This is a genomic window from Paraburkholderia sp. MM5482-R2 (genome assembly GCF_050436125.1).
GTDB classification, from domain to species: Bacteria; Pseudomonadota; Gammaproteobacteria; order Burkholderiales; family Burkholderiaceae; genus Paraburkholderia; species Paraburkholderia tuberum.
Map to the genome: position 1 here is coordinate 2,190,298 of NZ_JBNDLP010000002.1, position 24,661 is coordinate 2,214,958.

The following is a 24,661-nucleotide window of genomic DNA, read 5'->3' on the forward strand; positions in this document are numbered from 1 at the left end:
TGAAGCGAAGAGAACGACCTGTCAGCAGCCCTGAACTTCAGGGTGCCCGATTGGCCTATCTGAGCGAACGTGGTGTTGCATCGCCCGACGCATCCTGGCGACGCACGCCGCGCCGGGTACCGATTCGTGTCGCGCCGAACTCCGTCAGAATCTTGCCGCGCGCACGGCTCGCGAACACGAGGAAGCCGAAGCCATCGGCCTCGTACCAGTAGCCGCCGTTCTCGAGACCATCTAGCGGCTGCTCCAGCGCGTTGGTAATGGATTCGAGGCAGCGCCGCCGCAATTCGGCTGGTGCGGGGTAAGGCGGCTGTGCGCCGCGCACACTGCATAGAAGCACGTCGAGTCCGGGCAGCACGTGTGCATAGAGCACCGGTTCGTCCTGCGCGCGAGCCCGCGCAATCTTGGTGTCGAGTTGACCGAACGGCTTGAAATGCCGCAGAACCGCGAGGAACGACTCGTCGCCGTCCACCTTCGCGCGTCTACGCTTTTTCGGGAAGGACATAAAAATTCGCCTGAAAAAGAATTGCAAGAATCGCTGCGTCCTCATGCGACCACTCCCGGCTTTCGCGCGCCGCACGTCGATGTTTTATAGCATACGACAAGGCCGGATTCACGATGATTCGACGCTACCGCATCGCCCCACCGCGTCCCGCACGAATCATGCCGAACCGCCTCGCCGCGCGCATTCGCATCCCAGCACACCTTGTCTCCATCATAGACGCAGGCGGCGCGGAAAAAACATCCCATCCCAATAAAAAAGTCATTTTTGTGTGGTCGAGCGCTTGCTGGCGCGTCGTTGAAATATCTCCGATTCACGTCGATAATGGCCCGTCCAGCCGCGCGGCGCCCGCCTTGCAGGGCGCGACGGGTGCGCGCGAGCCCCGCCGTTCGAGTGACAGCCTGAACCACAGCCTGAACGCCCTGACGGAACCATGAAACTATTCACCAAAGGTCTGCTGCTGATCGCGATACCGAGCGTGGTCGAACTCGCGCTGCTCGGGGTCGTCTTCGATACCCAGGAGCGGACCGCGCAGGCCGCGCGATGGGTCGACAACAGCAAGCAGATCCTCTACGAGTCGTCGGCCATCGTCGATCCGCTGCTGCGTCAGGCCGCGCGCGTGCGCACGGCGATGGTGACGGGCAGCGCCTCGCTGATCGACCGCCATGCGGTGTGGGTCGACCTGAATGACCGGCTCGCGAAGCTCGATGCGCTCGTCGCCGAAACGCCGGCCCAAGCCGAGCGTGTGCGCAGCATGCGGCGCGCGATCGACGCGTATCGCGAACAGAGTGTCGCGATCTCGCAGGCGTTGCACGAGGGGCGCAGTCTACGCCCCTATATCGCGCTCGAAACCGGCGAGTTGCCGGAGCAGATCGCCGTGTTCCGCGACGAGTTGGCCCGGTTCGGCGCGGCGGCGTCGGAGCTCGACGTCGAGCGCTCGAGCGCGCTCGGCGAGCGGCGCGAGCTTCAGCAGCGCGCGCTGATCGCCGCGGTGTTCGGCTCGATGTTGATCTGGGCGGTCACCGCCTTCGGGTTCGCGCGCGGCATCGGCCAACGCCTCGAAGTGCTGACCGATAACGCCGAGCGGCTCGGCAGCGGCCGGCCGCTCGCGGCGCCGTTGTCGGGCAGCGACGAAATCGCCGCGCTCGACACGGTGCTGCATCAGACCGATGCGCGTCTGCGCGAGGCGGAAGCCGGGCAGGAAGCGCTGAAGCCGGAGCTCGAAGCACGCGCGCGCGAACTGGCGGCCGTCAATGAGGAGTTGCGCCAGGAAACGCAGGACAACGAGATGTTCATCTACAGCGTGTCGCACGATCTGCGCTCGCCGCTCGTCAATCTGCAGGGGTTTTCGAAAGAGCTGCACGTGTCGTGCGACGAACTCGACGTGCTCGTCGGACAGGCTCGTCTGCCGGAGAACGAAGCACGGCGCATGACGCAGATCCTCGATGGCGACGTGCGCGAGTCGTTGCACTATTTGCGCACCGCGGTCGCGCGCGCGGCGGCGATCATCGACGCGCTGTTGCGCATCTCGCGCGCGGGACGGCTCGAATATCAGTGGCAGCGGGTCAGCGTCGAGCGCACGGTGGCGCGAGTCGTCGATGGGCTGCAAGGCACGATCGACCAGCGCGCCGCGAGCGTCACGGTGCGCGAGCTGCCGCCCGCATGGGGCGATCCGGCGGCGGTCGAGCAGATCTTCGGCAACCTGATCGGCAATGCGCTGACTTTCCTCGATCCGGCGCGCCGCGGGCGCATTGAGGTCGGCGCGCTCGCGCCCGAACCCGTCGACGAAAGCGAGCCGCGCGCGGTCCGTATGCGCATCTATTACGTCCGCGATAATGGGCTCGGCATTCCGGCCGTGTATCTGTCGAAGGTGTTTCGCGCGTTCCAGCGTCTGCACGGGGACGTCGCAAGCGGCGAGGGGATCGGCCTCGCGGTGGTGCGGCGCGCGGTCGAGCGGCACGGCGGGCGCGTCTGGGTCGAATCGGCCGAAGGCGCCGGATCGACCTTTTTCGTGGTGCTGCCCGAGCAGCCGGCGCGCCTCTGAGCGCGGCGCACGCCGGCGCGGGCACCGTCGCTGCCATTCTCCCGGCGGCATGGATGACGAATCGTTGGCACGGAGAGCCTATGAATCACGCGCAAGCGGTCAGCATCGTTCTGATCGAAGACGACGACGGCCACGCGACGCTCGTCGAGAGGAATCTGCGCCGCGCCGGCATTTCGAACGGCTTCGTGCGCTTTCGCGACGGCCAGCAGGCGCTCGACTACTTCTTCGGCCCCGCGGCCGCTGAGCCGTTGACCGACGCCGACGGCCATCCTTATCCGCCGCGCGAGAATCTGGCGAATTTCGTCGTGCTGCTCGATCTGAAGATGCCGCGCGTCGACGGCTTCGAGGTGTTGCGGCGTCTGAAGGAAGCCCCCGAGACCGCCGCCGTGCCCGTGATCGTGCTGACCACGACCGACGATCCGCGCGAAATCGCGCGCTGCTACGAACTCGGTTGCAACGTCTATCTCTGCAAGCCGGTCGAATACGATGCGTTCATCGAGGCCGTGCGTCGGCTCGGCTTTTTCCTGCAAGTGGTCAAACTGCCGCCGGGGCATCGGCTCGCGCCGCCTTGAAGCTGTCCGAAAGCCGTTCATGACAAGATGAGCACCGTACCGAGCCGGAGAGCACCTGCATGATCGAAGAAGTGTCCACGCCGCACGCCGCCTATGTGCTCGTCGTCGATGACGACGAGGGCATCTTGCGGCTCGCGCGCAAGTCGCTCGAACGCGCCGGCTGCCGGGTGACGATCTGCGCCGGCGTCGAGGCGGCCCGCGAGCGGCTCGCGAGCCGCGCCCCCGATCTGCTCGTGCTCGATTATCAGCTGAGCGGACCGGAGACCGGGCTCGATTTCTTCCGGCGTCTGCGCGCGGAGGGCGTGCGCATTCCGGCGATCCTCGTGACCGGCTTCACCGACGAGTCGCGCGTGATCGAGGCGCTGCGCGCGGGCGTGTCTGACGTGGTGCCGAAGTCCGGCGACTATCTCGACTATCTGCCAGAGGCCGTGGAGCGCGTGTTGTCGCAGGTGCGGCTGCAACGCGCGTCCGACGAAGCGCTGCTGCTGCGCGATCGCGAGCTGCATTACCGCACGCTGTCGGAGACGTTGCCGCATCTCGTGCTGACCTGCGACGCGGCCGGCGATTGCGACTTCCTGTCGAAGCAGTGGTACGACTACACCGGCTTGCCCGAACATGGCTCGCATGGTCTCGCGTGGCTAGAGGCCGTGCATCGCGACGATTGCGAGCAGATCCGGCAAAGCTGGCTGAAGGCCGTCGCGAGCCGCAGCGGCGACTATCGGCACGAGATGCGGATTCGCCGCCACGACGGCGAGTACCGCTGGTTCGACGTGCGCATGGTCGCGATGCGCGATGCCGATGGCAACGTCAGCAAATGGTTCGGTAGCTGCACCGACATCCACTCGCAGCGCGAGGCGATCGAGGAGCGCGAGCGACTGCTCGAGTCCGAGCAGGCCGCGCGCCAGGCCGCCGAAGAAGCGAATCGCGCGAAGGACCGTTTTCTCGCGATGCTGTCGCACGAATTGCGCACACCGCTCACGCCGGTGCTCGCGGGCGCGAGCGTACTCGAGATGATCCCGGAACTGCCGGAGCAGGCGCGTGCGAGCGTGCGCATGATCCGCCGCAACGTCGAACTGGAGGCGCGGCTGATCGACGATCTGCTCGATCTGACGCGCGTCGCGAACGGCAAGCTGCGGCTGTCGCTGGAGACCGTCGACGTACACGAGGTGATCGACAGCGTGCTCGAACTCTTTCGCAGCGAAATCCAGGTCAAGCAGCAGGACGTGCATGTCGAGAAGCACGCGACGCATCACTACGTGCTCGCCGATCGCGCGCGGCTGCAACAGATGCTGTGGAACCTGATTCGCAATGCCGCGAAGTTCACGCCGGACGGCGGCCATATCTATGTGCGCACACGCGACGAACGCATGCAGGTGCAGATCTCGGTCGAAGATACCGGCATCGGCATCGAGCCGGAGCAGATCGGCAAGCTGTTCAATGCGTTCGAGCAGGGCGACCAAAGCATGACGCGGCAGTTCGGCGGCCTGGGTCTCGGTCTCGCGATCACGAAGGCTTTGACGGACGTGCACGGCGGCACTGTGACCGCGCGGAGTCCCGGTCCGCATTGCGGCGCGACCTTCACGATCACGCTGCCGACCGCCGCCGCGCGGGCCACCGCGCCGCCGGTCATCGTGCCGAGCAACGTGCAGCCGGCGAGTTCGCTGTCCGTGCTGCTGATCGAGGACCATGCCGACACCGCCGACGTGATGGCCCAATTGATGCGCGGCTTGGGTCATCAGGTGACGGTGGTCGGGCGCGTCGACGATGCGCTTGCGGCGACGCAGTTGCACAGGTTCGATCTGGTTGTCAGCGATGTCGGATTGCCCGATGGCACCGGTCTTGATTTCGTCAAGGCGTTTCGCGAATATTCCGACGTGCCAGCCGTCGCGCTGACCGGCTTCGGCACCGACGAGGACGTGCGCCGCTGTTTGAGCGCGGGCTTTACATCGCATCTGACGAAGCCTGTCAATTTCGGCCAGCTCGAAGCGATGATCGAAAGCGCGGCGCAATTGAAGGCGCAAAAGGAAGGGTAAGGCTCGATAAAGCGCAGCGCGCTGAAGGCAGCGTGAAAACACAAAGGCCTGTTGCGACGCCGATCGCAACAGGCCTTTTGATTTCACTGGCTCAGGCCAGTGCAACCCGAGCTTGATTCGACGATTAACGCTGCTGGTTGTTCAGCGAATCGCGGATCTCGCGCAGCAGCAGCACGTCTTCCGGCGGCGGCGGCGGCTCCGCCGGCGCGGCTTGCGGCTCCTTGCGCAGTTTGTTGATGAACTTGACCATCAGAAAGATGATGAACGCGAGAATGATGAAGTTGATCGTCGCGGTAATGAACGAACCGTAACCGAACACCGCCACGCCACCCGTCTGCAGGTCTTTATACGATTCGGGGTTGCCTTTGTAAGTGGCCGGAATATGGCCCAGGCGAACGAACAGATTGGAGAAATCGAGGCCGCCGGTAGCGACCCCGACAACCGGCATGATCAGGTCTTTAACCACGGAATTGACAATGGTGGAAAACGCGCCGCCGATAATCACACCGACCGCCAGATCCATCACGTTGCCTTTGAGGGCAAATTCTTTAAATTCCTGGATCATGCTCATACCTACACCTCCCTGATGTGAATAGCCGAATCATACCAACCTGAAGCGGATAGGCTAGTGCTTTGGCCGCAAGGCAACAAGCGCATCTGCTGCGCGTCGCTAATGAGGAAACTGTGACTCGCTATGGCGCGCGCGCTCCAGATGCGCGGCAAAACTGACCGGGTCGATATTGGCGCCGCACAGCAGCAGGCCCACGCGTTTGCCCTGCAACTGTTCGCGCAGCGGTCCGAGCAAGCCGGCCGTGGCGGCCGCGCAAGCCGGCTCGACCGCGAGCTTCAGCTGATTGAACAGGATCAGCATCGCCTCGCGCAACTGGTCGTCGGACACGGTGACGATCCGATCGACATGGCGGCGGCACAGCTCGTAGCTGTATTGCTCGGTATGCGGCGACATCAGCGAATCGGCGATGCTGTGCATGTGGCCCATTCTGACCGTATGGTTGGCGGCAAAACTCTTGCTCATCACGTCCGAGCCTTCGGGTTCGACGCCGTACACGTGCACGTTCGGATTCGCGAGCCGCAGCGCGGTGGAGACCCCGGCCGCGAGTCCGCCGCCGCCGATCGGCACGATCACCGCTTCGAGGTCGGGCGTTTGCGTGGCCCATTCGTAGCCGAGCGTCGCCGAGCCGAGCACCGTGCGATAGCCGTTGAACGGATGCACGAAATAGCGGCCTTCCTCGGCCTCGACGCGGCGCACCAGTTCGAACGCTTCGGCGAGATCTTCCGCATAGACGATGTCGGCGCCGTACTCGCGGCACAACGCGACGCGGGCCGGATTCGCCGCGCTGAACAGCACGACCTTGGCGCTGACGCCGAGCCGCATCGCCGCATAGGCGACCGCCACCGCGTGATTGCCGCCCGACACGCAGGTGACACCCGCGCTCTTTTGCTCGTCGTCGAGCGCGAGCAGGTTCGTGAAGGCGCCGCGTGCCTTGAAGCTGCCGCCCGCCTGCAGCAGCTCGAACTTGAAATTGACGACGGTGCCGCGCAGCGACGAGAAGTCGAGCCGGTCGAACACCGGCGTGCGCGCGACCCAGGGCGTCAACGCGAAGTGCTGCGCGGCGATGTCGTCGAGCGTGGGGATCGGCTCACCGTCGATCGTGTGATCCGTGTGCTGCGGCATGGCGCTGGACATGGCGGTCGCTCCGGAGTCGTCGATGTCGCTGAGGCCCGTGGCTCGGCGCGCAGGTTCACTGCGGCTGCGCGCCGCTGCAACGAAACGGGCTAAGCGGCCTCGACCGACATGCTGTGGATGAACTTGCGCAAGAAGCGCTCGCACGCGACGAGCTGCGCGAGCTCGACGAATTCGTTCGCCTTATGCGCCTGCTGGATGTCGCCGGGGCCGCAGACGATGCTCGGAATCCCCGCGTTCGAAAACAGGCCGGCCTCGGTGCCGTATGCGACCTTGCGCTTGTCCTGGTCGGCCGTCAGCGCGCGGACGAGCTGCGTGATCGCGGCCTGTTCAGACGAATCGAGTCCGGGCGCCGCGGCGATCTTCGTGATCTCGATCGCGGCCGACGGATGCTCGCGCAGCATTTTCGGCAGCAGCGTTTCGCGCGCGTAGCTGTCGATGCGCGCGAAGATCTGCTCGGGATCGAGCGTCGGCAGATTGCGGAACTCGAACTGGAACTGGCATTCGGCCGGCACCGTGTTGATTGCGTTGCCGCCCGTGATCGTGCTGGTCTGCGCGGTGCTGAACGGCACGTCGTACAGTTCGTCGAAGGGGCCTTGCGCGCGGAACTGGTCGGCCATGTCGCGGATGTAGCAGATCAGGCGAGCCGCGTACTCGATCGCGTTCAAGCCCTTCGGCGTCAGCGACGAATGCGCGGCCTGGCCGCGTACGCAGCACTGATACGCGTTGATGCCCTTGTGCGCGATGATCGGGCGCATGCTGGTCGGCTCGCCGACGATGCAGCCGTCCGGCTTCACGCCGCGCTTCATCAGATCGGCGATCAGAAGCGGCGCGCCCACGCAGCCCACTTCCTCGTCGAACGACAGCGCGAAGTGGATCGGCTTCGCGAGCTTCGTGCGCTGCATGTCCGGCACGAGCGCGAGCGCCGCGCCGATGAAGCCCTTCATGTCGCAGGTGCCGCGGCCATAGAGCTTGTCACCGCGAATCTCCGGCTTGAACGGATCGCTGTCCCATTGCTGGCCGTCCACCGGCACGACATCGGTGTGGCCCGACAGCACGACGCCGCCGTTCGTTTCGCCGTCGTGCGCGGGAATGGTCGCGAACAGGTTCGCCCATTTGCCGCCCTTGCCGTGCGTCAGCGTCGCGTCGATACCGACCGCGCGCAGCTCGTCGCGCACGGTTTCGATCAGGCCGAGGTTTGGATTGCGGCTCACCGTGTCCATCGACACGAGACGGGTGACCCAGGGCAGAGATATCGGAGAAGCGGGGGACGTGGAGGAGGCGGACGACTGCAACGATTGCGCTGTTTCAGCGACGTGAGACATGACATGACTCCAGCGTTTTGTGTCTATCGATCATATCCCAAATTGCAGTTTCGTCAGGATGTCCAAAAAGCCGGGCTCGCGTTGGCGCAGCGCAGCATCGATGCAAAAAACGGGGGACGTCCCCCCGTTTTTTGCGGTTTTCACGAGCCTGTGCGCGCAGCGTGCCGCGCTCAGCGAGCAGGCGCCGCCGCCGTGCCGCGGCTCGGCGAACCGAGCGCGCGCAAGGTCTCCTTGACGGTCGCGACGCGCACCGCGAGATCCGGGCTGCGCGTTTCGATTCGCAGCTTGTCCTGACCCGCGAGCTTGATGTGCTTGTGCTTCTGCACCATCTCGATGATCCGCATCGCGTCGACGGGCGGATTGGGGATGAACTGCAGGCCGATCACCGCTTCACCGGCATCGATCTTCGAAATGCCGAGCGGCTTCGCGGCGAGCCGCAGTCGATGCGTCTCCACCAGCGCATGCGCCTGCGGCGGCAGCTTGCCGAAGCGGTCGATCAGTTCTTCCTGGATGCCGTCGATCGAATCGTTGTGTTCGCAGTTCGCGAGGCGCTTGTACAGCGACAGACGTTCCTGCACGTCGCCGCAATAGTCCGACGGCAGGATCGCCGGCGAATGCAGGTTGATCTCGGTGGTCGCGGCGAGCGGCGCGGTGAGGTCTGGCTCCTTGCCGTTCTTGAGCGCCCTCACTGCGTCGTTGAGCATGTCGGTATAAAGCTGGAAGCCGATCTCGTGAATCTCGCCCGACTGCTTGTCACCGAGCACCTCGCCGGTGCCGCGAATTTCGAGGTCGTGCATCGCGAGATAGAAGCCCGAGCCGAGTTCCTCCATCTGCTGGATCGCTTCGAGCCGCCGTTGCGCCTGCTTGGTGAGCCCCTGCGGATCGTGCACGAGCAGATACGAGTACGCCTGGTGATGCGAGCGGCCGACCCGGCCACGCAGCTGATGCAATTGCGCGAGGCCGAACTTGTCGGAGCGGTGGATCAGGATCGTGTTCGCGCTCGGCACGTCGATGCCGGTTTCGATGATCGTCGTGCACAGCAGCACGTTCGCGCGTTGCGCGACGAAGTCGCGCATCACCCGCTCCAGTTCCCGCTCGTGCATCTGTCCATGCGCGACCGCGATGCGCGCTTCGGGCACCAGCTCTTCGAGCATCTGCCGGCGATTCTGGATCGTCTCGACTTCGTTGTGCAGGAAGTAGACCTGGCCGCCGCGCTTCAACTCGCGCAGCATTGCTTCGCGAATCACGCTGTCTTCCTCGCGCCGCACGAAGGTCTTGATCGCGAGGCGCTTTTGCGGCGCCGTTGCGATCACCGAAAAATCGCGCAGGCCTTCGAGTGCCATACCGAGCGTACGGGGAATCGGCGTCGCGGTCAGCGTCAGCACGTCGACTTCCGCGCGCAGCGCTTTCAGCGCCTCCTTCTGACGCACGCCGAAGCGATGCTCCTCGTCGATGATCACGAGTCCGAGCCGCTTGAACTGCACGTCCGACGACAGCAGCTTGTGCGTGCCGATCACGATGTCGACCGTGCCTTCGTTGATCTGCCGGATCGCCGCGTTGGCTTCTTTGGTCGACTTGAAGCGCGACAGCTCGGCGATGCGCACCGGCCAGTCGGAGAAGCGGTCGCTGAAGGTTTGCGTGTGCTGCTCGGCGAGCAGCGTGGTCGGCGACAACAGCGCGACCTGCTTGCCGCCCATCACCGCGATGAACGCCGCGCGCAATGCGACCTCGGTCTTGCCGAAGCCGACGTCGCCGCACACGAGCCGGTCCATCGGCTTGCCGCTCGTCATGTCGCCGATCACGGCCGCGATCGCGGCGGCCTGGTCCGGCGTTTCCTCGAAACCGAAGCTCTCGGCGAACTTCACGTAGTCCTTCGGTTCGAGCGCGAACGCGTGGCCCTCGCGGGCGGCACGGCGGGCGTACAGGTTGAGCAGCTCGGCGGCGGTGTCGCGGATCTGCTGCGCGGCCTTGCGCTTGGCCTTTTCCCATTGGCCCGAGCCGAGCGAATGCAGCGGCGCGCTTTCCGGATCGGCGCCGCTATAGCGCGAGATCACGTGCAATTGCGCGACCGGCACGTAGAGCTTGCTGTCGCCCGCGTATTCGAGGTGCAGGAACTCGGTTTCGCCTTCGCCGAGATCCATCGTCACGAGACCCATGTAGCGGCCGATACCGTGCTGCGAATGCACGACCGGGTCGCCGAGCTTCAGCTCGGACAGATCGCGCACCATCGAATCGACGTTGCTCGCCTGTTCCTGGCGGCGGCGTCCCGCGCGGCGCGCGAGCGGCCCGTACAGCTCGGTTTCGGTGATGATCGCGATGCCGTCGCCCGGCAGCGCGAAGCCGTTCGCGAGCGGCGCGACGCCGAGCGAGAAACGCGCGTCGCTCTTGAGCCAGTCGGCGAAGCTGTCGGCCGAGGCGGGCTTCAGCTGGTTGTCGGCGAGCAGTTGCAGTAGCGTCTCGCGGCGGCCCGCCGATTCGGCGGCGAACAGCACCCGGTTCGGCGTCGTGCTCAGATACGCGCGCAGCGCCGAGACGGGATCGTCGGCGTGACGATCGATCGCGAGGTTCGGCAGCGCGATCGACCAGGCGCCGTCGCCGTTGGTGGGCAGCACGAGCCGTGCGAACGGTTTCGCGAACGTGAAGAAATCCTCGTCCGACAGGAACAGCTTGTGCGGTTCGAGAATCGGCCGGTCGCGGTCGTGCGACAGGAAATTGAAGCGCTGCTTCGTGTCGTTGGTGAAGCGCCGGATCGCCGCGTCCAGATCGCCGACGAACGCGAGTTGCGAACCGTCGGGCAGGTAATGGAAGAGGGTGGCCGTCTCCTCGAAGAACAGCGGCAGATAGTATTCGATACCCGCCGACGGCACGCCGTTGCCGATGTCTTTATAGATCGACGCGCGGCTCGGATCGCCCTCGAAAGTCTCGCGCCAGCGGCTGCGGAATGCCGTGCGCGCGGCCTCGTCGAACGGGAATTCGCGGCCCGGCAGCAGGCGCACGTCCTTGACCGGATAGAGGCTGCGCTGCGTGTCGGGGTCGAACGCGCGGATCGAGTCGACCTGGTCGTCGAACAGGTCGATCCGGTAGGGCAGCGGCGAGCCCATCGGGAACAGATCGAGCAGTGAGCCGCGCACGCAATATTCGCCGGGACGCACCACCTGGCTCACGTGCTCGTAGCCGGCGAGCGTCAGCTGCGCCTTCAGCTTCGCTTCGTCGAGCCGCTCGCCTTGCGAGAACGAGAACGTGTAGGCGGCCAGAAACGACGCGGGCGGCATCCGGTACAAGGCCGTCGTGGCCGGCACGAGCAGGATGTCGCAGCGGCCTTCGCCGAGGTCGTGCAGCGTCGCGAGACGCTCGGAGACGAGGTCCTGGTGCGGCGAAAACGTGTCGTAAGGCAGCGTCTCCCAGTCGGGCAGGAGGCGCACGCGCGCGTCCGGCGCGAAGAAGCCGATTTCCTGCGACAGCCGCTGCGCGTCGAGCGCGCTTTCGCAGACCACCGCAAGCAGCGGCATCTTCTCGCGATACGCGAGATGGTAGCGGGCGATCAGCAGCGCGTCGGACGAACCGCGCGTGCCGTCGAAGGCGAAACGCTGGCCGGCCTTGACGAGCGCGACGGGCGGGGTGGACTGCGAGGATGCGGCGATGTCTGGCATAAAGGAGAAAAAGGGCGGCTCTGGGCTCACGCGACGGCCAAGTTTACGCGTGTATGGGCGTGGATGCGAAGGACCTATTATAAAATCCGTCCTTTACTTTGACCTGGCGGCATCCGCACTCGTGACTTCCCGTCTCTTTGCCCTGATCCCGTGCGCAGGCACCGGCAGCCGTTCCGGCGCCGCGATGCCCAAGCAATACCGCACCGTCGCCGGCCGCGACATGCTGCATTACTCGCTCGCCGCGTTCGACGCGTGCAGCGAATTCACGCAGACGCTCGTCGTCATCGCGCCCGACGACCAGCACTTCGACGCCCGCCGCTTCGGCAATCTGCGCTTCGCGGTGCGTCGCGTGGGCGGCGCGTCGCGCCAGGCGTCGGTGCTCAACGGTCTGCACGCGCTCGCCGAGTTCGGCGCCCACGACGCCGACTGGGTGCTCGTGCACGACGCGGCGCGGCCGGGCATCACGGCGGCGCTGATCCGTACGCTGATCGGTTCGCTCAAGGACGATGCGGTCGGCGGCATCATGGCGTTGCCGGTCGCCGATACCTTGAAGCGTATCGACAGCGCGTCGGCCGATGGCCGCATCGCCCATACCGAAGCGCGTGACGGCTTGTGGCAGGCGCAGACGCCGCAGATGTTCCGCATCGGCATGCTGCGCGAGGCGATCCTGCGCGCGCAGGCCGACGGCCACGATCTGACCGACGAGGCGAGCGCGATCGAATGGTCGGGCCACGCGCCGAAGCTCGTGCAAGGCAGCCTGCGTAACTTCAAGGTCACGTATCCGGAAGATTTCGATCTGGCCGAGGCGATTCTGAGCCGCCCCGCCGGTTCGTGAAACCGCGCCTGGGCACATTGGAAAGATTTAGAAAGGCTTTAAAGAAGCTTTAAAAGCTTCAGCACTTGAGGACGTGACGCACATGGATTTCAGAATTGGGCAGGGCTACGACGTGCATGCGCTGGTGCCGGGGCGCGCGTTGATCATCGGCGGCGTAACGATTCCGTACGAGCGCGGGCTGCTCGGTCACTCGGACGCGGATGTGCTGCTGCACGCGATCACCGACGCGCTGTTTGGCGCGGCCGCGTTGGGCGATATCGGCCGCCACTTCTCCGATACCGACGCGAAGTTCGCCGGCGCCGACAGCCGCGTGCTGCTGCGCGAATGCGTGGCGCGCGTGAAGGCGGCCGGCTTTGCGATCGGCAACGTCGACAGCAGCGTGATCGCGCAGGCGCCGAAGCTCGCACCGCATATCGAAGGGATGCGCGCCAATATCGCGGCGGACCTCGGTCTGCCGATCGAGCGCGTGAACGTCAAGGCGAAGACGAACGAGAAGCTCGGTTATCTCGGCCGCGGCGAGGGCATCGAGGCGCAGGCCGCGGTGTTGTTGGTCAGGAGCTGAACGGGTTTTTTGTTTGGGTGACGGGCGGTGCCGCTTACAGCGTCGCGCCGCCAATCGTCCGATTGCTCGGACACAGCTCGTCCGTTTGCAGGCCGTCGAGGATGCGCAGCACTTCTTCGGGATTACGGCCCACGTACAGATTGTTGACCGACACGTGCTGGATCGTGTTGTCCGGATCGACGATAAAGGTCGCGCGCAGCGCGACGCCCGCTTCCTTGTCGCGCACGCCGAGCTGGTCGATCAGCTCGCCTTTCACGTCGCCGAACGAGTAGTGGTTGAGCCTGTCGAGCTCCTTGTACTCGCGGCGCCATGCGAGCTTCACATATTCATTGTCGACGCTGCCGCCAAGCAGCACGGCCTCGCGGTCCTCGAACTCCTTGACGAGCTTGCTGAATTCGACGATTTCCGTCGGGCAGACCAACGAAAAATCCTTCGGATAGAAGTAAATGATTTTCCATTTGCCTGGAAACGACTGCTCGGTGATGTATTCGAACGCCGAGACGCCGTGTTCTTCGTGATGGTTGAAGCCCGGCTTGGCGGCAATGACGGTGAACGCTTCGAGTTTATCGCCAACGGTTTTCATGCAAAGGCTCCTTCGGAAGTCGCAACAAGCGGCGTGTTTCGAATGGCGACGGCGCGCGGTGCCGCGCGTCGTCGGCTCACGCGCTTTTCGCGAGCGGAAACTCGATCGTCACTTCAAGCCCGGGTCCGGGCGAGCGGTTGCGCAGCCGCAGCGCGCCGCGATAACGGGCGACGAGCCGCTGCACGATCGCCATGCCGAGGCCCGTGCCGTTGGCCTGGGTGCGCGCCGAATTCACACGATAGAACGGCCGCGTGACGAGCGCGAGCTGGTCTTCGGGAATGCCGGGGCCTTCGTCGACCACCGAGAGTTCGACGCGCGAGTGCGACACGCGCGTTTCGAGAATGACGCGCGGCACACCGTCGCCGTCGCTGAGGCCATATTTGCGCGCGTTCTCGAGCAGATTGCCGACCACGCGACGCATGTCGGTTTCATCGGCCTCGATCACCGCCGACGGAGCGAGCCGCGTGATCAGCCGCATGCTGTCCTCGCTTTGCATGCGTGCGGCGAGTTCGCTCGCGATCACCGAGAGGTCCACCGGTTCCGGCACACGCTGCACGGGACGCGCGTAGTCGAGGAAGCGGCCGATGATCATGTCCATTTGCTCGATGTCGTCGACCATCGCGTCCTTGGTGGCCTGATCGGACGGGCTCATTTCGGTCTCGAGCCGCAGCCGTGCGAGCGGCGTGCGCAGATCGTGCGAGATGCCCGCGAGCATCAGCGCGCGGTCCGCCTCGAGCTGTTCGAGGTCGCGCACCATCTGGTTGAAGCTTCGATTGGTTTCGGCGGCCACACCCATGCCGCGCTCGGGCAGCGGCTCGGGCGATTGCCCCGAGCCGACCCGGCGCGCGGCCATCGCCAGACGCGCGAACGGCCGGTTCACCAGACTCGTGATGAACGCCGCGCCGAACAGCGACAGCGCGAGCGCGAACACGCCCCAGCCGGCCCATTGCAGGCCGGTGGCGTTGTCGAGCTGATCGCGGTCGAGCGCGACCCAGTAATCGTCGTCGTCGATCTTGAAGCTGATCCATACGCCGTTGATATCGTTGACGCTCTGCGCGATTATGGTGTCGTCGCCGAGACGGCCGCGGATGTCGTGCTCGATCAGGCGATTCAACGATTCGTCGGGCTGGAGTTTGTATTTGTCGGTGGCTTCGCGCGGGTACACGCGCACCCCTTCGTTGCTCTCCAGATCCTGCAGCAACGCGCGCCGCAGGTCGGGATCGGAATAGAGGAGTGCGGTGCGCGTGAGCTTGACGATCGCGACGAGTTGCAGAGCCACGCGCTGCGCGCGCGGCTCACGCTCGATCACGCGAAAGCTCTGGAACCACGCGGCGAGACTGACTGCGATCAACAGCGCGATCAGCAGAAAGGTCCGCCAGAAAAGGCCGCCGAACGCGAGCGTCAGGAGGCGCCGGTCGATCCGCATGGGCCCTTCTTATGTGACACAGAAACGAAAACGGAGCACAAACTCAGGCTGCACCGTCGGGGATGAAGACGTAGCCGAGGCCCCACACGGTCTGAATGAAGCGCGGGCTGCCCGGATCCGGCTCGATCAGCTTGCGCAGACGCGAGATCTGCACGTCGAGGCTGCGGTCGAAGACCTCGTATTCACGGCCGCGTGCGAGTTCCATCAGCTTTTCGCGCGACAGCGGCTGACGCGGATGACGCGCGAATACCTTCAGCACCGAGAACTCACCGGTGGTGAGCGGAATTTCCTGGCCGGCCTTGGTCAGCGTGCGGGTGGCGAGATTCAGCGCGAACTCGCCGAACTCGAAGACCTCGGTGGTCTCGGACGGAGCGCCCGGCAATTCGGACGGCGACTGGCGACGCAGCACCGCGTGAATGCGCGCGACCAGTTCGCGCGGATTGAACGGCTTGGGCAGATAGTCGTCGGCACCCATCTCGAGGCCGACGATGCGATCGACATCCTCACCCTTGGCCGTCAGCATGATGATCGGCGTGCGGTCGTTGCTGCCGCGCAGTCGCCGGCAGATCGACAGGCCGTCCTCACCGGGCAGCATCAGATCGAGCACCAGCAGATCGAAGCGCTCGCGCACCCAGAGCTTGTTCATTGACGGCGCATTTTCGGCGACGTAGACGTTGAAGCCTTGTTCGCCGAGGTAGCGGCGCAGAAGATCGCGCAGGCGTGGATCGTCGTCGACGACGAGGATTTTCGAAGGGTTTTTGGTTTCCATGGTCGGCATCTTAGCGCGATTAGAAAGTGGTGCGCGGTTACACCATTTCTGGGGTTACAGTCGGTTACAAAATTTACCCGCGGTGTGGCGCGACGTAAAGTATGCGCGTTTAGACTGCTTTACTGAATGCGGCTGTTCGGTGGATACTTCACTCGACAAAACTCTCGCACCCGGCTGTTACCGGGGTTTGTATACGCATCTGAGGTAGCCGGTTGCCGCGCCACGAAGGGAACAACATGAAGGGAGGGGTTTGGCCAAACGTGCGCCTGAGCGTGATTGCACTGGCGGTTGCCGGTACGCTGGCAGGCACACTGGGCCCGACGCTCGCTCATGCGCAGCCGTCCGCGGATAGAGCGGCGAGCGAGCATGCGCCCCGCTCGGGTAATGGCAGAACCAGCCGCCACAACCCGAGCATCGATCGCCCTGCCTCTGACGCGATGCTGCGCACCGCGGTTCCCCCCGATCTCGATCAACGTCGCCGCGACGGGCATATGACGCCCGAAGAGCGTCGGCTGTTGCGGCAGCACATCGAAGACGCCGTGCGCGAGTTGTACAAGCGTTAATCCCAGCGCGCGCATTGCCGCGTGAAAAATCCCGTTGCATCTTCAGCGTCCACTTTCTGATCCGCTGCTCCGTTGAGTCGCCAGCGCCGGCGCGTTTTTGTGCGCGTCTTCGTGCATACAGGCGCCTCGGCTCACGATGTCACGCTACTCACGAGCGCGCCGCGAAGCGATATCGCGACCTCCCGACTGTATTCGAGCCGATCCCAACGCGCGCCGAGCGCAACGCATGGACGCCGGATCAGCGTCACATCTCCGACACGCCGGACCCGGCACGCGTCGAGCCGATCGCCATGCAGTTTCGCGCGAGCGGTTATGACATCGAGGTGACGCTACGCGCGCTCTTTTCTCAGCGATGCGTTCTGGAGCGATGGCAATCGCGGGGTGCTGGTGAAGTCGCCGGTCGAGTTCGTGATCGGCGCGCTGCGCGCATTCGCTGTCGGCTACGACGACACGGCGCCGTTCGCCGCGCAGATACGCGCGCTCGGCGACGACCTGTTCGATCCGCCGAACGTCAAAGGATGGCCGGGCGGCGCGTCCTGGATCAACAGTTCGACGCTGAAAGGCGGCAACGACGGTTTTAACACCGTGATCCCGTTCGCCGATCCTGCGTACCTCGTGCTGCGCAAAAACATCGGCATCAAACGCGAACCGATGATCCAGCTCGACGAGCGCATCGCGCTGCATCCCGCGTTGGAGCCGCTGATGCCGCTCTCGCGCAGCCGGCAGCTCGCGATCGTGCAGGGCGTCAGCTATGCGCAGCCGAACCTGTCGCATTTCCGTTCGATCGAGATCTGGGATACCGCGTCACGCTCCGACCAATATCTGCGCGACGGCTGGCTCACGCGCGCGTTCGCGATGAGGCCGGTGCCCATCGGTTTCGCGGCCGACGGCGTCGTGATCGGCCGCGCCGAAATGGGGCCGCTCGCAAACGGCGCGCGCGATCGCGCTGGTCAATCCCGCGCTCGCGCCTCTTCTCGACGTCGAAAACGACATCGTGAAACCGGCCGGTCGTCTGCGTGCGACGCAATGGCAGCCTCAGTTGAAGACCGCGTTTCCGGGCGGCGCGTTCGGCAGTTCGATCAAAACGGCAATGCAGGTGCTGGCCGCTTCGGACACGCTGAAGATAGCTGGCGCCGGACGCGCGCCACAGGAGCAGCCGTTGAGCGGGCAGGGCGTGGCCGTGATCCGGCTAACGCTGAACGGTTTCGATACGCACCAGAACCAGCCGGGACAACAGGCCGAGTTGCTCAAACAGTTCGCGCAAGGGATGGTGGCGATGCAGGCCGCGCTCGCCGAGTTGGGCCGGTGGAACGATACGCTCGTGATGACGTGCGCGGAATTCGGGCGCCGTCCGCGCGAGAACCAGAGTAGCGGCACCGATCACGGCACGCTGGCGCCGCACTTCGTGACGGGCGGTCGCGTGCAGGGCGGTTTGTTTGGCGTCCCGCCGATGCTTGCGCGGCTCGATGGGAATGGCAACCTGCCGGTCGGCGTGGATTTTCGCCAGCTTTATGCGACGGTGCTCGGGCCCTGGTGGGGGTTGGACGCGCCTGCGATTCTGCAGCAGCGGTTCGAGCCGCTGCCGTTGCTGCGGGCGTGAGCGCTGGGCGCTGGGCGCGAATCGACGCGCCCGGCGCTCAGGCTACTTCGCGCGCCACGCGATCCATAGCTTGCGGAGCGGCGTCAACGCGATGCGTTGATGCAGCACGTGATAACCGTCGTGCTCGATTTCATCGAGCAACGCCAACGCGAGCGCCGCGAGCGCGAGCAGCGTGCGCTGCGCGCGCCGCGCGCTGGCGGGCACCGCGGCGAGCGCGGTCTGCACCGCGTCGCGCGCGCGATTCGTTTCGAACCGCATCAGCTCGGTGAAAGCGTCGGTGTATTTGCGGTTGATCAGATCGGCGGCGGTGACGTTGTAGCGTTGCATCTCGTCGATCGGAACGTAGATGCGGCCGTGCCGGGCATCGTTGCCGGTTTCGGCGACGAACTGCGCGAGCATCAGCGCCTCGCCGAGCGGAGCGGCCCACGCCGACGCATGCGCGGCATCGTCGGCCGATCCGGTTGCAGCCGCGCGCGACACCAGCGAAGCAAAATTGCCACCGACACCCTGCACATAGCGCCGCAGGTTCGGATAGTCGAGATAGCGTGCCTGGTCGAGATCCATCTCGAAGCCCGCGAGCAGTTCCTGCAGAGCCCGACATTCGGCCTGCGCGTCGGGCAGATAGGCCGCGAGTGCCTTGGACACCGGATGCGACGGCGAGCCGGCGGCCAGCGCGGCAATTTCTTTCTGCCACCACGCGAGCTTCGTGCGGCCGACCGCCGGATCGCTCGTCTCCTTGACCGTTTCCTCGAACTCGCGACGCAATGCGAAGAGCGCCGTCAACAGCGGCTGACTGGCGGCGCGCGCCTGGCGAAGCGCATAGTAGGTGCTCGATCCTGGGGGCGCCGCTTTCTGCTGGCAATAGTCGTCGAAATTCACGGGATGAGAGTGTGGGGAAGGACTGGCGAGAAGGGCGCCGACGTCCGTCGCGGCGCCCGTCTCGACGAGCCGAAAATTGTAGCATCGGCGTCGCGCGCGCAGATACCGCCGGGTGCAGACAAGCGCGAATCAATCGGTTAGAATCTCGCGCTTACGCTTTCGGGCACGTGTTCAGCGCGCTTGGGAGTGCACAGGACAATCGGGCGCGACGCATTGCGGCGTACCCGGCTGCGAGGGTGGCGAAATTGGTAGACGCACCAGGTTTAGGTCCTGACGCCCGCAAGGGTGTAGGGGTTCGAGTCCCCTCCCTCGCACCAGAAATTGCTATAGCTGGCGGGCCTTCGGGCCTGTCAGCCTTATCTGGCGCGGCTCCGTGTCCGTGTGGATGCTACACAGCGCGTAGAATCCAGCCATGTGCACACACCTCGTCAAGCGCGGTTCCCGTTACTACATCCGCCGCCGCGTCCCACTCGATCTCGTCTCAATCGTCGGCAAAGTCGAAGTAACCCGCGCCCTCGGTACAGCCGACCGGCGCGAAGCCGAACGCCTTTGCCGCATAGAGTCGGTCAAGCTCGATTCCGAATGGTCAGCGCGCCGGTCGGCAGCCCGAGCAAAGAAATCCCTTGATGATGTTCTGACAGCGGCCCAAACCGACGCCGACACTGCGCGCCGTGCCAGCGAGGACGCCGAACGCGACCGCTCGGAGGCTGAGGACTGGTATCAGTCGATAGTCAGTCACGCCCGCGACGAAGGCGCAGACGAGGACGCTGCTCTGGAGTTCGACCGCGAGGTTGAACGGCGTGTGCAGATGGAGCGTGCGGTCGAGCGCCGCCTAGACGCCGACGCCAAGAAACAGTCCGGACAAGTAGCAGATCACCCGCAGCCGCGCCCATCTCAGCCGGTAAAGACACTCCGCGATGTCGTGCCCTCATGGGTTGCCCGGAACGCCCCGAAGGATGATGCCGTGCGGCGGACGGAGAGGGCGCTGACGCTGTTCGAGCAAGCGGTAGGCGTCATCCCCTTGGCCGATCTGAAGAAGGTCCACGGCGCGGCCTTCGTGCGGTTCCTGCTGGATCAGGCTGCTCGCGGCTTCGGGCGTAAGACAGCCCACAACTACGCGTCGTGCATCACGGCGCTGCTCTCGGTTGCCGCCAAAGATGACTTGATCGCACAGAATCCGCTGGACCTGTCATTCGACAAGGGCATCGGAGCCGGGAAACGGGAGCCGTGGACGGATGCCGAGCTAAGACTGATGTTCGGGCACCCGCTGTTCTCGGACCGCATGGAGACCGTCCAGCACTGGCACGATGTAGCGCCTGCCGATGGTCGCGCCTTGCTGCTGATCCTACTGCACACCGGAGCGCGCATTGGCGAGATAGCTCAGCTAAGGCGCGGCGACTTCCAGCGGCACGACGGCATCACGGCTATCCGCATCACGGCAGAAGCAGGGACCGTCAAGAGGGCAGAGAGCGAACGCACAATCCCGCTCGCCGCGCACCTGTTGGCCGATCCGTGGTTCGCTGAGTGGCTCGTCTCAGTCATGGACGGTAGCCGTGCGGGTGGTCCTGCATTCCCTACGATGGTTGGCCGTGCTCGCGGGCCTGCTGATACGGCTGTCCGCTGGTTCCTCGGTTTCCGCAAGGATGCCGGTCTACCTCTCGGTGACTTGAACGGCTCACACCGCTTCCGGCACTGGATACGGTCTGCGCTTGCGGCCAAGAGTATCGGCGTGGAGACAGCGGACGCCATCACCGGCCATGCCGCACAGGGATCATCAGGCCGGGTCAGCTATACGACGATCAGTCCAGCCGTCATGCTCGCCGCGCTGAATGCGCTGCCGTACCCGCAGGTATCCGGCGCGGCGTAACGCTACGACGCGGCCTTGCCGTCCCGCTGGTGGGCTGATCGTCCACCACGCCGCAGCCTCTGCATCGGCTGCACACTCGCTGCATGAGCGCGTCAAGGAACCCGCGCCCGCCGCAGCGCGGGCACAGGTCTTGTCCTTCGTTCACTTCTGGCGGCTGCATTGAATCCTCCTTTAGTGTTGGGCCAGTCTACATCGTTGGCCCGTCGGGTTCACTACGCGGCGAGCATGCCGCGCCTCTCAGCGGCTGCTTGCAACAGATTTTCGGCGCAACGCAAGACGGCTTTCACCGCCCCGCGTTCGCATTTCAGCGCAGCCAGATACCACTATCACGACAAACAGAAGCCGCCCGGAGAAGCCCGCCCCGCAAGGGAAAGCGCCGAATCGACGCCTCCCAAAACAGGGCAAATGTCCGGGCAAATGTCCGGGCCTACAGCCTGCCCATAGGATCGAACTCGCCGCCAACGAAGGGCACTCGCCCCGGCCCGCAGCGTCGCAGTTGATCGGCCCGCAGTTCTTCGCGGGACATCACCCCGCCCGGCGTTGTGTTCAGGTCCGCTCGTACGAATACAGAAGCGCCGCCCGCCGCCCGCCGCTCTACGCGCTCGGCGTCGGCCTGCTGAATCGCTGCATAGTTCAATGCGTCGCTGGGTACGCGGCCCTGTCCAGTCCGTGCGGTGAATTCCTCCCGGTGCATCGCCTGCCGCTCATTCGCGGCCTGTACCTTCGCTGCTGCCTCTGTGCTCATGTCGTCTCGTCCTTGGTGAGTGTGTGAAGTAGGGCCGACAGCGGCCCGTCGCTGGGTCCGTCGTACAGCCGGATAATGTGGCCCCTCGTCGGGTGCCGGTGGAACTGCGGATCGTTAAAGACTGCTTCGCCGGGCTTGCGTCGCGGCCAGCGGCCAAGGTTCAGCACGCGGACATGAATCCGCCCGTCGCCGTACCGCTCGCCCTCGGCCCGCCATCCGTCGCCGTGCTCGGCGTGCCGGGCGTCTACCCTGTCGCGGTCTGCCGTCGCGGCCTGTCGCCTGAGCCATTCAGCCCGTCCCATACGTGAGCGCCCGTCTGCTCGAAGTCCCGGCTTCAGGTTCGCCGCGTCTAGCGGTCGTCGCCCTGTCGCGCACCTGTAGCACTCGCCGTCATGCGGACGCCTGCCGGTGCTGCCGCACCTGTCGCACGGTCGCCCCTGATAGGTCGGCTGTTTCGCCCACGCCGCCCGCCATCGGATCGCCCCGAAGCGCCGGGCGTGGAACGCCTCGCACTGCGGACAGGCTTTCGCGTGCTGGATCAATGCGCGGCTCAGGTGCCTGCCGTGGTGGAACGCGCGACAAGCGCCGGTCGCCAGCGGCCAGCGGAATGGCGGACGGCCTCGCCCACGCACCTCGCCGGTCATCGCCATTTACTTCCCATAGGTGGCCGTGTTACCGGGCGTGCATCGGCTTCAGCGGACAGAGTAGGGCGCGCGCCTGCGTCTGCACCCGCAGCCGCGAGCAACACGGCCTTACCGCAGAAAGCCAGCGGCACGCCCTCGCGGATGCAGCGCGCCGCCTGCCCGTGCTCAGCCGTCGTTCGCGTATCGCCGCCGTCAGCGGCGGGGGCCAGCCCTCGCGGGCCAGCGGCATTCGCCGGATAACTGCACGACAGCAGCGCGCCCGCAGTGACACAGCAGCCTAACCAGCGGACTAGCGCCTTCATACCGCCGCCTTCGCCGGTTCGTCGCCGGTCATCAGCGCCAGCGCTTCGCGCACCGTCGCCGCCCCGAAGTGCTCGATGTTCGCCAGCATCGCGGCCTGTACCTCGTCGGGATCAACGTGCACCCATCCGTGCGGGCGCTCAACTAGTCCACGCTCGCGCATAAGCGCCGCTGTCTCGCCTGAGAATCCATAGCTTGGCGGGTTCTCTGCGGTCGCCTGCTTGAACTGCTGCCACGCCTTGCGCCATGCGTCGCGGATTTCGTCGGTGATAGCCCTAGCATTGCCCTGCTGCACGTACGCCGCGCGCAATGCCGCTTGGTTATCCGTCGCCCGCGTCCAGAACGTCACGTAACGCTCAATCGCGGGCAGCAGCTTCCCAATCCGCATGTTCGGCAGGTATCGCTTCAGGTACGCGGCCAGCGCCTTCACGTTCTGCTCTCCGCCGTGCTTCCCTTCGAACGCTCCAAGCGCCGCATTGCAATGCTTATGCAGCGCGCCGCGCGGCAGGTTATTACGGTGGTCGTGATCGGAGTGTGCTTTGTCGAGCATGAGTGCTCCGCCGCACAGGTCGCAGCATCCGGCCTGCATCGCAAGCGCCATGCGAAGGTGCGGCCTCGTGGTCCCCTTCGTACGCGCAAAATTCCTGCTCGGTGCAATGGTGGTTTTCGTCGTCATGTCTTAATCCTTGGTGAGCCGCGCCCGGTGGTTGAGCGCAGCGTGTCTATCAGGTGGTGGTGTGTGGCTTCAGTCCGTGCTTAGCCAGTTCTTCAATCAACGCCAGCCGTGCTCGCGCCTCGCTCGGTTCGCTGTGCGCCTTCGTCGCGCGTGATCCAAGTACGCCGGTCTTGCGCAACCGGGCCAGCGCCTTCGCCTCGCGCTCGGGTGTGCGCCGTGGCTGTCGCGGGATCGCTTCCCGGTCGTCGCCGTCCGTCAGCCGTAGCGCCTCGGCCTGCCAAGTCGGCCCGCGCTCGGTACCGGATAGCGCGCTGAGAATCGCGGCCATACGCAAGCGCCGGTCGAGCCGGGGCTCAGCCGAAATGACCTGCCTAAGCAAGTCCTTCTCGCCGTACGGGTGCCGCTCGTCGTCGGCAAGCAAGTCCTTGTCGAGCGTCAACGCGCGCGTGTGTGTGTTGTAGTTACGGTTCGGTTTGATCGGGTCGGGGTACAGCAGCGGCAACGGCAACCAGTCCGCGAACATGCCTTTAACAACACGCCGGGCTAGTGTCTTGTCGAACCCGCGCAGCCCTGCCAGAAACGCCGTGGCCTTCTCGTCACCGTCGAGCGGGTGCCGCAACCATCGCGGCAACTTCGACAGGTCAACGCCGCGCCCGTCGCCGCCGTCCGTGTACCGATTGAACAGCGAGTGCAACAGCGCCTTATCCCGGTCTGCAATGTCCCGCTTGTGATAGGCCAGCGGTGTGAAGGGCTCGTGCGTGATCCTGCATCGCAGCCAGTCGTCTGGAAATTCAACGGGCCAGCGCAACTCCAACGCCTTCGTCCCGGTCAGGTAGTCCGCCCGGTCGAACCAGTAAAACAGCGATTGCTGGCGCAGCGTTCCAGCACTATCACGACAACGCGCAATCTGCTTGCGAGCCTTATCTGTCATGGGTTTCCGGCCTGTCGTGGTCTTCGGAAACAGCGGATTTGTCCGCGCAAATGTCCGGGCACTTCTAGCCCGTTTAGCCTCGGTACGCATGGGTTACTGCCGTGCTGCAAGTGCCGCTTGCGCTGCGGCGCGCTCCACCTTCTCCAGCAGGAACGCATCTTTGATAACGCGGTTCACTGTCACAATCGAAACGCCGTACTTCTCCGCAATCGCGACAGTCTTCAGGTCCGCCAAGAAGTGCTCGACAATGCCTTGCTTCTCGTCTGCGTCCAGATTCTCGGCCTGTGTGGCGCGATGCACCTCGGCGTCATGTACTCGGTATCCCGCCGCGCGCAGTTCGTCGCCCAGTTCGTTAAAGCGGAGCACGAACTTACCCGGTCGCGCCCGGTATTCACGGATAGCGCGGTAGCTCATGCGTTCGGTGTTATAGGTCTTTGCCATTGTTACTCCTGTAGA

General features: G+C 65.0%; 21 protein-coding genes, 1 tRNA gene and 1 pseudogene. 10 read left to right on the forward strand and 13 right to left on the reverse strand.

What is annotated here, in order from left to right; translation table 11 throughout:
* Nucleotides 1-55 precede the first annotated feature (55 nt).
* Nucleotides 56-547, reverse strand: coding sequence for a hypothetical protein (locus OKW37_RS13000; RefSeq protein ID WP_184033415.1), 492 nt, complete (start codon nucleotides 545-547; stop codon nucleotides 56-58).
* A gap of 68 nt (nucleotides 548-615) precedes the next feature.
* On the opposite strand from OKW37_RS13000, the gene OKW37_RS13005 reads away from it, so the two are divergent.
* From OKW37_RS13005 to OKW37_RS13020, 4 genes are all read left to right on the forward strand, one after another.
* Entirely contained in the window at nucleotides 616-936 is a 321-nt protein-coding gene (locus OKW37_RS13005; RefSeq protein ID WP_429406084.1) for a hypothetical protein, read from the forward strand.
* The gene (locus tag OKW37_RS13010) at nucleotides 933-2,543 is read left to right on the forward strand and encodes a sensor histidine kinase (RefSeq protein WP_429406080.1); all 1,611 of its coding nucleotides are present in this window, start codon (nucleotides 933-935) and stop codon (nucleotides 2,541-2,543) included. Before OKW37_RS13005 ends, OKW37_RS13010 begins: the two co-directional genes overlap by 4 nt.
* Nucleotides 2,544-2,623: 80 nt before the next feature.
* Nucleotides 2,624-3,115: a response regulator gene (locus OKW37_RS13015; RefSeq protein ID WP_184065000.1), complete on the forward strand. Its 492-nt coding sequence runs from the start codon at nucleotides 2,624-2,626 to the stop codon at nucleotides 3,113-3,115.
* A gap of 59 nt (nucleotides 3,116-3,174) precedes the next feature.
* Nucleotides 3,175-5,148, forward strand: coding sequence for a response regulator (locus tag OKW37_RS13020; protein ID WP_429406078.1), 1,974 nt, complete (start codon nucleotides 3,175-3,177; stop codon nucleotides 5,146-5,148).
* Between the two features lie 124 nt (nucleotides 5,149-5,272).
* Here the strand turns inward: OKW37_RS13020 and mscL are convergent, their stop codons facing one another.
* From mscL to mfd, 4 genes are all read right to left on the reverse strand, one after another.
* Nucleotides 5,273-5,719: a large conductance mechanosensitive channel protein MscL gene (gene mscL / locus OKW37_RS13025; protein ID WP_090804694.1), complete on the reverse strand. Its 447-nt coding sequence runs from the start codon at nucleotides 5,717-5,719 to the stop codon at nucleotides 5,273-5,275.
* Nucleotides 5,720-5,818: 99 nt separating this feature from the next.
* Nucleotides 5,819-6,853: a threonine ammonia-lyase gene (locus tag OKW37_RS13030; protein WP_429406076.1), complete on the reverse strand. Its 1,035-nt coding sequence runs from the start codon at nucleotides 6,851-6,853 to the stop codon at nucleotides 5,819-5,821.
* Between the two features lie 89 nt (nucleotides 6,854-6,942).
* Nucleotides 6,943-8,175 carry an acetylornithine deacetylase gene (argE, locus tag OKW37_RS13035; RefSeq protein WP_429355490.1) on the reverse strand — a complete coding sequence of 411 codons (1,233 nt, stop codon included), beginning with the start codon at nucleotides 8,173-8,175 and terminating at the stop codon, nucleotides 6,943-6,945.
* 170 nt (nucleotides 8,176-8,345) lie between these two features.
* Nucleotides 8,346-11,825 carry a transcription-repair coupling factor gene (mfd, locus tag OKW37_RS13040; RefSeq protein ID WP_429406073.1) on the reverse strand — a complete coding sequence of 1,160 codons (3,480 nt, stop codon included), beginning with the start codon at nucleotides 11,823-11,825 and terminating at the stop codon, nucleotides 8,346-8,348.
* 121 nt (nucleotides 11,826-11,946) lie between these two features.
* Between mfd and ispD the strand changes: the two genes are divergently transcribed.
* Both ispD and ispF read left to right on the forward strand, forming a co-directional pair.
* Nucleotides 11,947-12,660 carry a 2-C-methyl-D-erythritol 4-phosphate cytidylyltransferase gene (gene ispD, locus OKW37_RS13045; RefSeq protein ID WP_429355492.1) on the forward strand — a complete coding sequence of 238 codons (714 nt, stop codon included), beginning with the start codon at nucleotides 11,947-11,949 and terminating at the stop codon, nucleotides 12,658-12,660.
* A gap of 82 nt (nucleotides 12,661-12,742) precedes the next feature.
* Nucleotides 12,743-13,222: a 2-C-methyl-D-erythritol 2,4-cyclodiphosphate synthase gene (ispF, locus tag OKW37_RS13050; RefSeq protein ID WP_018432029.1), complete on the forward strand. Its 480-nt coding sequence runs from the start codon at nucleotides 12,743-12,745 to the stop codon at nucleotides 13,220-13,222.
* 34 nt (nucleotides 13,223-13,256) lie between these two features.
* Here the strand turns inward: ispF and OKW37_RS13055 are convergent, their stop codons facing one another.
* The 3 genes from OKW37_RS13055 to ompR all read right to left on the reverse strand — a co-directional run bounded on the left by OKW37_RS13055 (nucleotide 13,257) and on the right by ompR (nucleotide 16,009).
* Nucleotides 13,257-13,805, reverse strand: a complete 549-nt coding sequence (locus OKW37_RS13055) for a peroxiredoxin (protein ID WP_429406069.1) — start codon at nucleotides 13,803-13,805, stop codon at nucleotides 13,257-13,259.
* A gap of 76 nt (nucleotides 13,806-13,881) precedes the next feature.
* The gene (locus tag OKW37_RS13060; protein WP_090804732.1) at nucleotides 13,882-15,231 is read right to left on the reverse strand and encodes an ATP-binding protein; all 1,350 of its coding nucleotides are present in this window, start codon (nucleotides 15,229-15,231) and stop codon (nucleotides 13,882-13,884) included.
* Nucleotides 15,232-15,274: 43 nt separating this feature from the next.
* A complete protein-coding gene (gene ompR, locus OKW37_RS13065) occupies nucleotides 15,275-16,009 on the reverse strand; it encodes a two-component system response regulator OmpR (RefSeq protein ID WP_006048917.1) in 735 nt (244 codons plus the stop codon).
* Between the two features lie 227 nt (nucleotides 16,010-16,236).
* Between ompR and OKW37_RS13070 the strand changes: the two genes are divergently transcribed.
* Both OKW37_RS13070 and OKW37_RS13075 read left to right on the forward strand, forming a co-directional pair.
* The gene (locus tag OKW37_RS13070) at nucleotides 16,237-16,563 is read left to right on the forward strand and encodes a hypothetical protein (protein ID WP_187610122.1); all 327 of its coding nucleotides are present in this window, start codon (nucleotides 16,237-16,239) and stop codon (nucleotides 16,561-16,563) included.
* Between the two features lie 387 nt (nucleotides 16,564-16,950).
* Nucleotides 16,951-18,163: pseudogene (locus OKW37_RS13075) on the forward strand (DUF1800 family protein).
* A 42-nt stretch (nucleotides 18,164-18,205) separates the two neighbouring features.
* Here the strand turns inward: OKW37_RS13075 and OKW37_RS13080 are convergent.
* The gene (locus OKW37_RS13080; protein WP_429406065.1) at nucleotides 18,206-19,042 is read right to left on the reverse strand and encodes a squalene/phytoene synthase family protein; all 837 of its coding nucleotides are present in this window, start codon (nucleotides 19,040-19,042) and stop codon (nucleotides 18,206-18,208) included.
* Nucleotides 19,043-19,272: 230 nt separating this feature from the next.
* On the opposite strand from OKW37_RS13080, the gene OKW37_RS13085 reads away from it, so the two are divergent.
* Nucleotides 19,273-19,359 (forward strand) — tRNA-Leu (locus OKW37_RS13085).
* 95 nt (nucleotides 19,360-19,454) lie between these two features.
* Nucleotides 19,455-20,909, forward strand: a complete 1,455-nt coding sequence (locus tag OKW37_RS13090; RefSeq protein WP_429406061.1) for a DUF6538 domain-containing protein — start codon at nucleotides 19,455-19,457, stop codon at nucleotides 20,907-20,909.
* 427 nt (nucleotides 20,910-21,336) lie between these two features.
* Here the strand turns inward: OKW37_RS13090 and OKW37_RS13095 are convergent, their stop codons facing one another.
* The 4 genes from OKW37_RS13095 to OKW37_RS13110 form a co-directional block, all read right to left on the reverse strand.
* Nucleotides 21,337-21,654, reverse strand: coding sequence for a hypothetical protein (locus OKW37_RS13095; RefSeq protein ID WP_429406057.1), 318 nt, complete (start codon nucleotides 21,652-21,654; stop codon nucleotides 21,337-21,339).
* A 942-nt stretch (nucleotides 21,655-22,596) separates the two neighbouring features.
* Nucleotides 22,597-23,274, reverse strand: coding sequence for an endonuclease domain-containing protein (locus OKW37_RS13100; RefSeq protein WP_429406053.1), 678 nt, complete (start codon nucleotides 23,272-23,274; stop codon nucleotides 22,597-22,599).
* Between the two features lie 49 nt (nucleotides 23,275-23,323).
* Entirely contained in the window at nucleotides 23,324-24,205 is an 882-nt protein-coding gene (locus OKW37_RS13105) for a hypothetical protein (RefSeq protein WP_429406051.1), read from the reverse strand.
* Between the two features lie 93 nt (nucleotides 24,206-24,298).
* Complete coding sequence (locus tag OKW37_RS13110) at nucleotides 24,299-24,646, reverse strand: hypothetical protein (protein ID WP_429406048.1); 348 nt, start codon at nucleotides 24,644-24,646, stop codon at nucleotides 24,299-24,301.
* Nucleotides 24,647-24,661 lie beyond the last annotated feature (15 nt).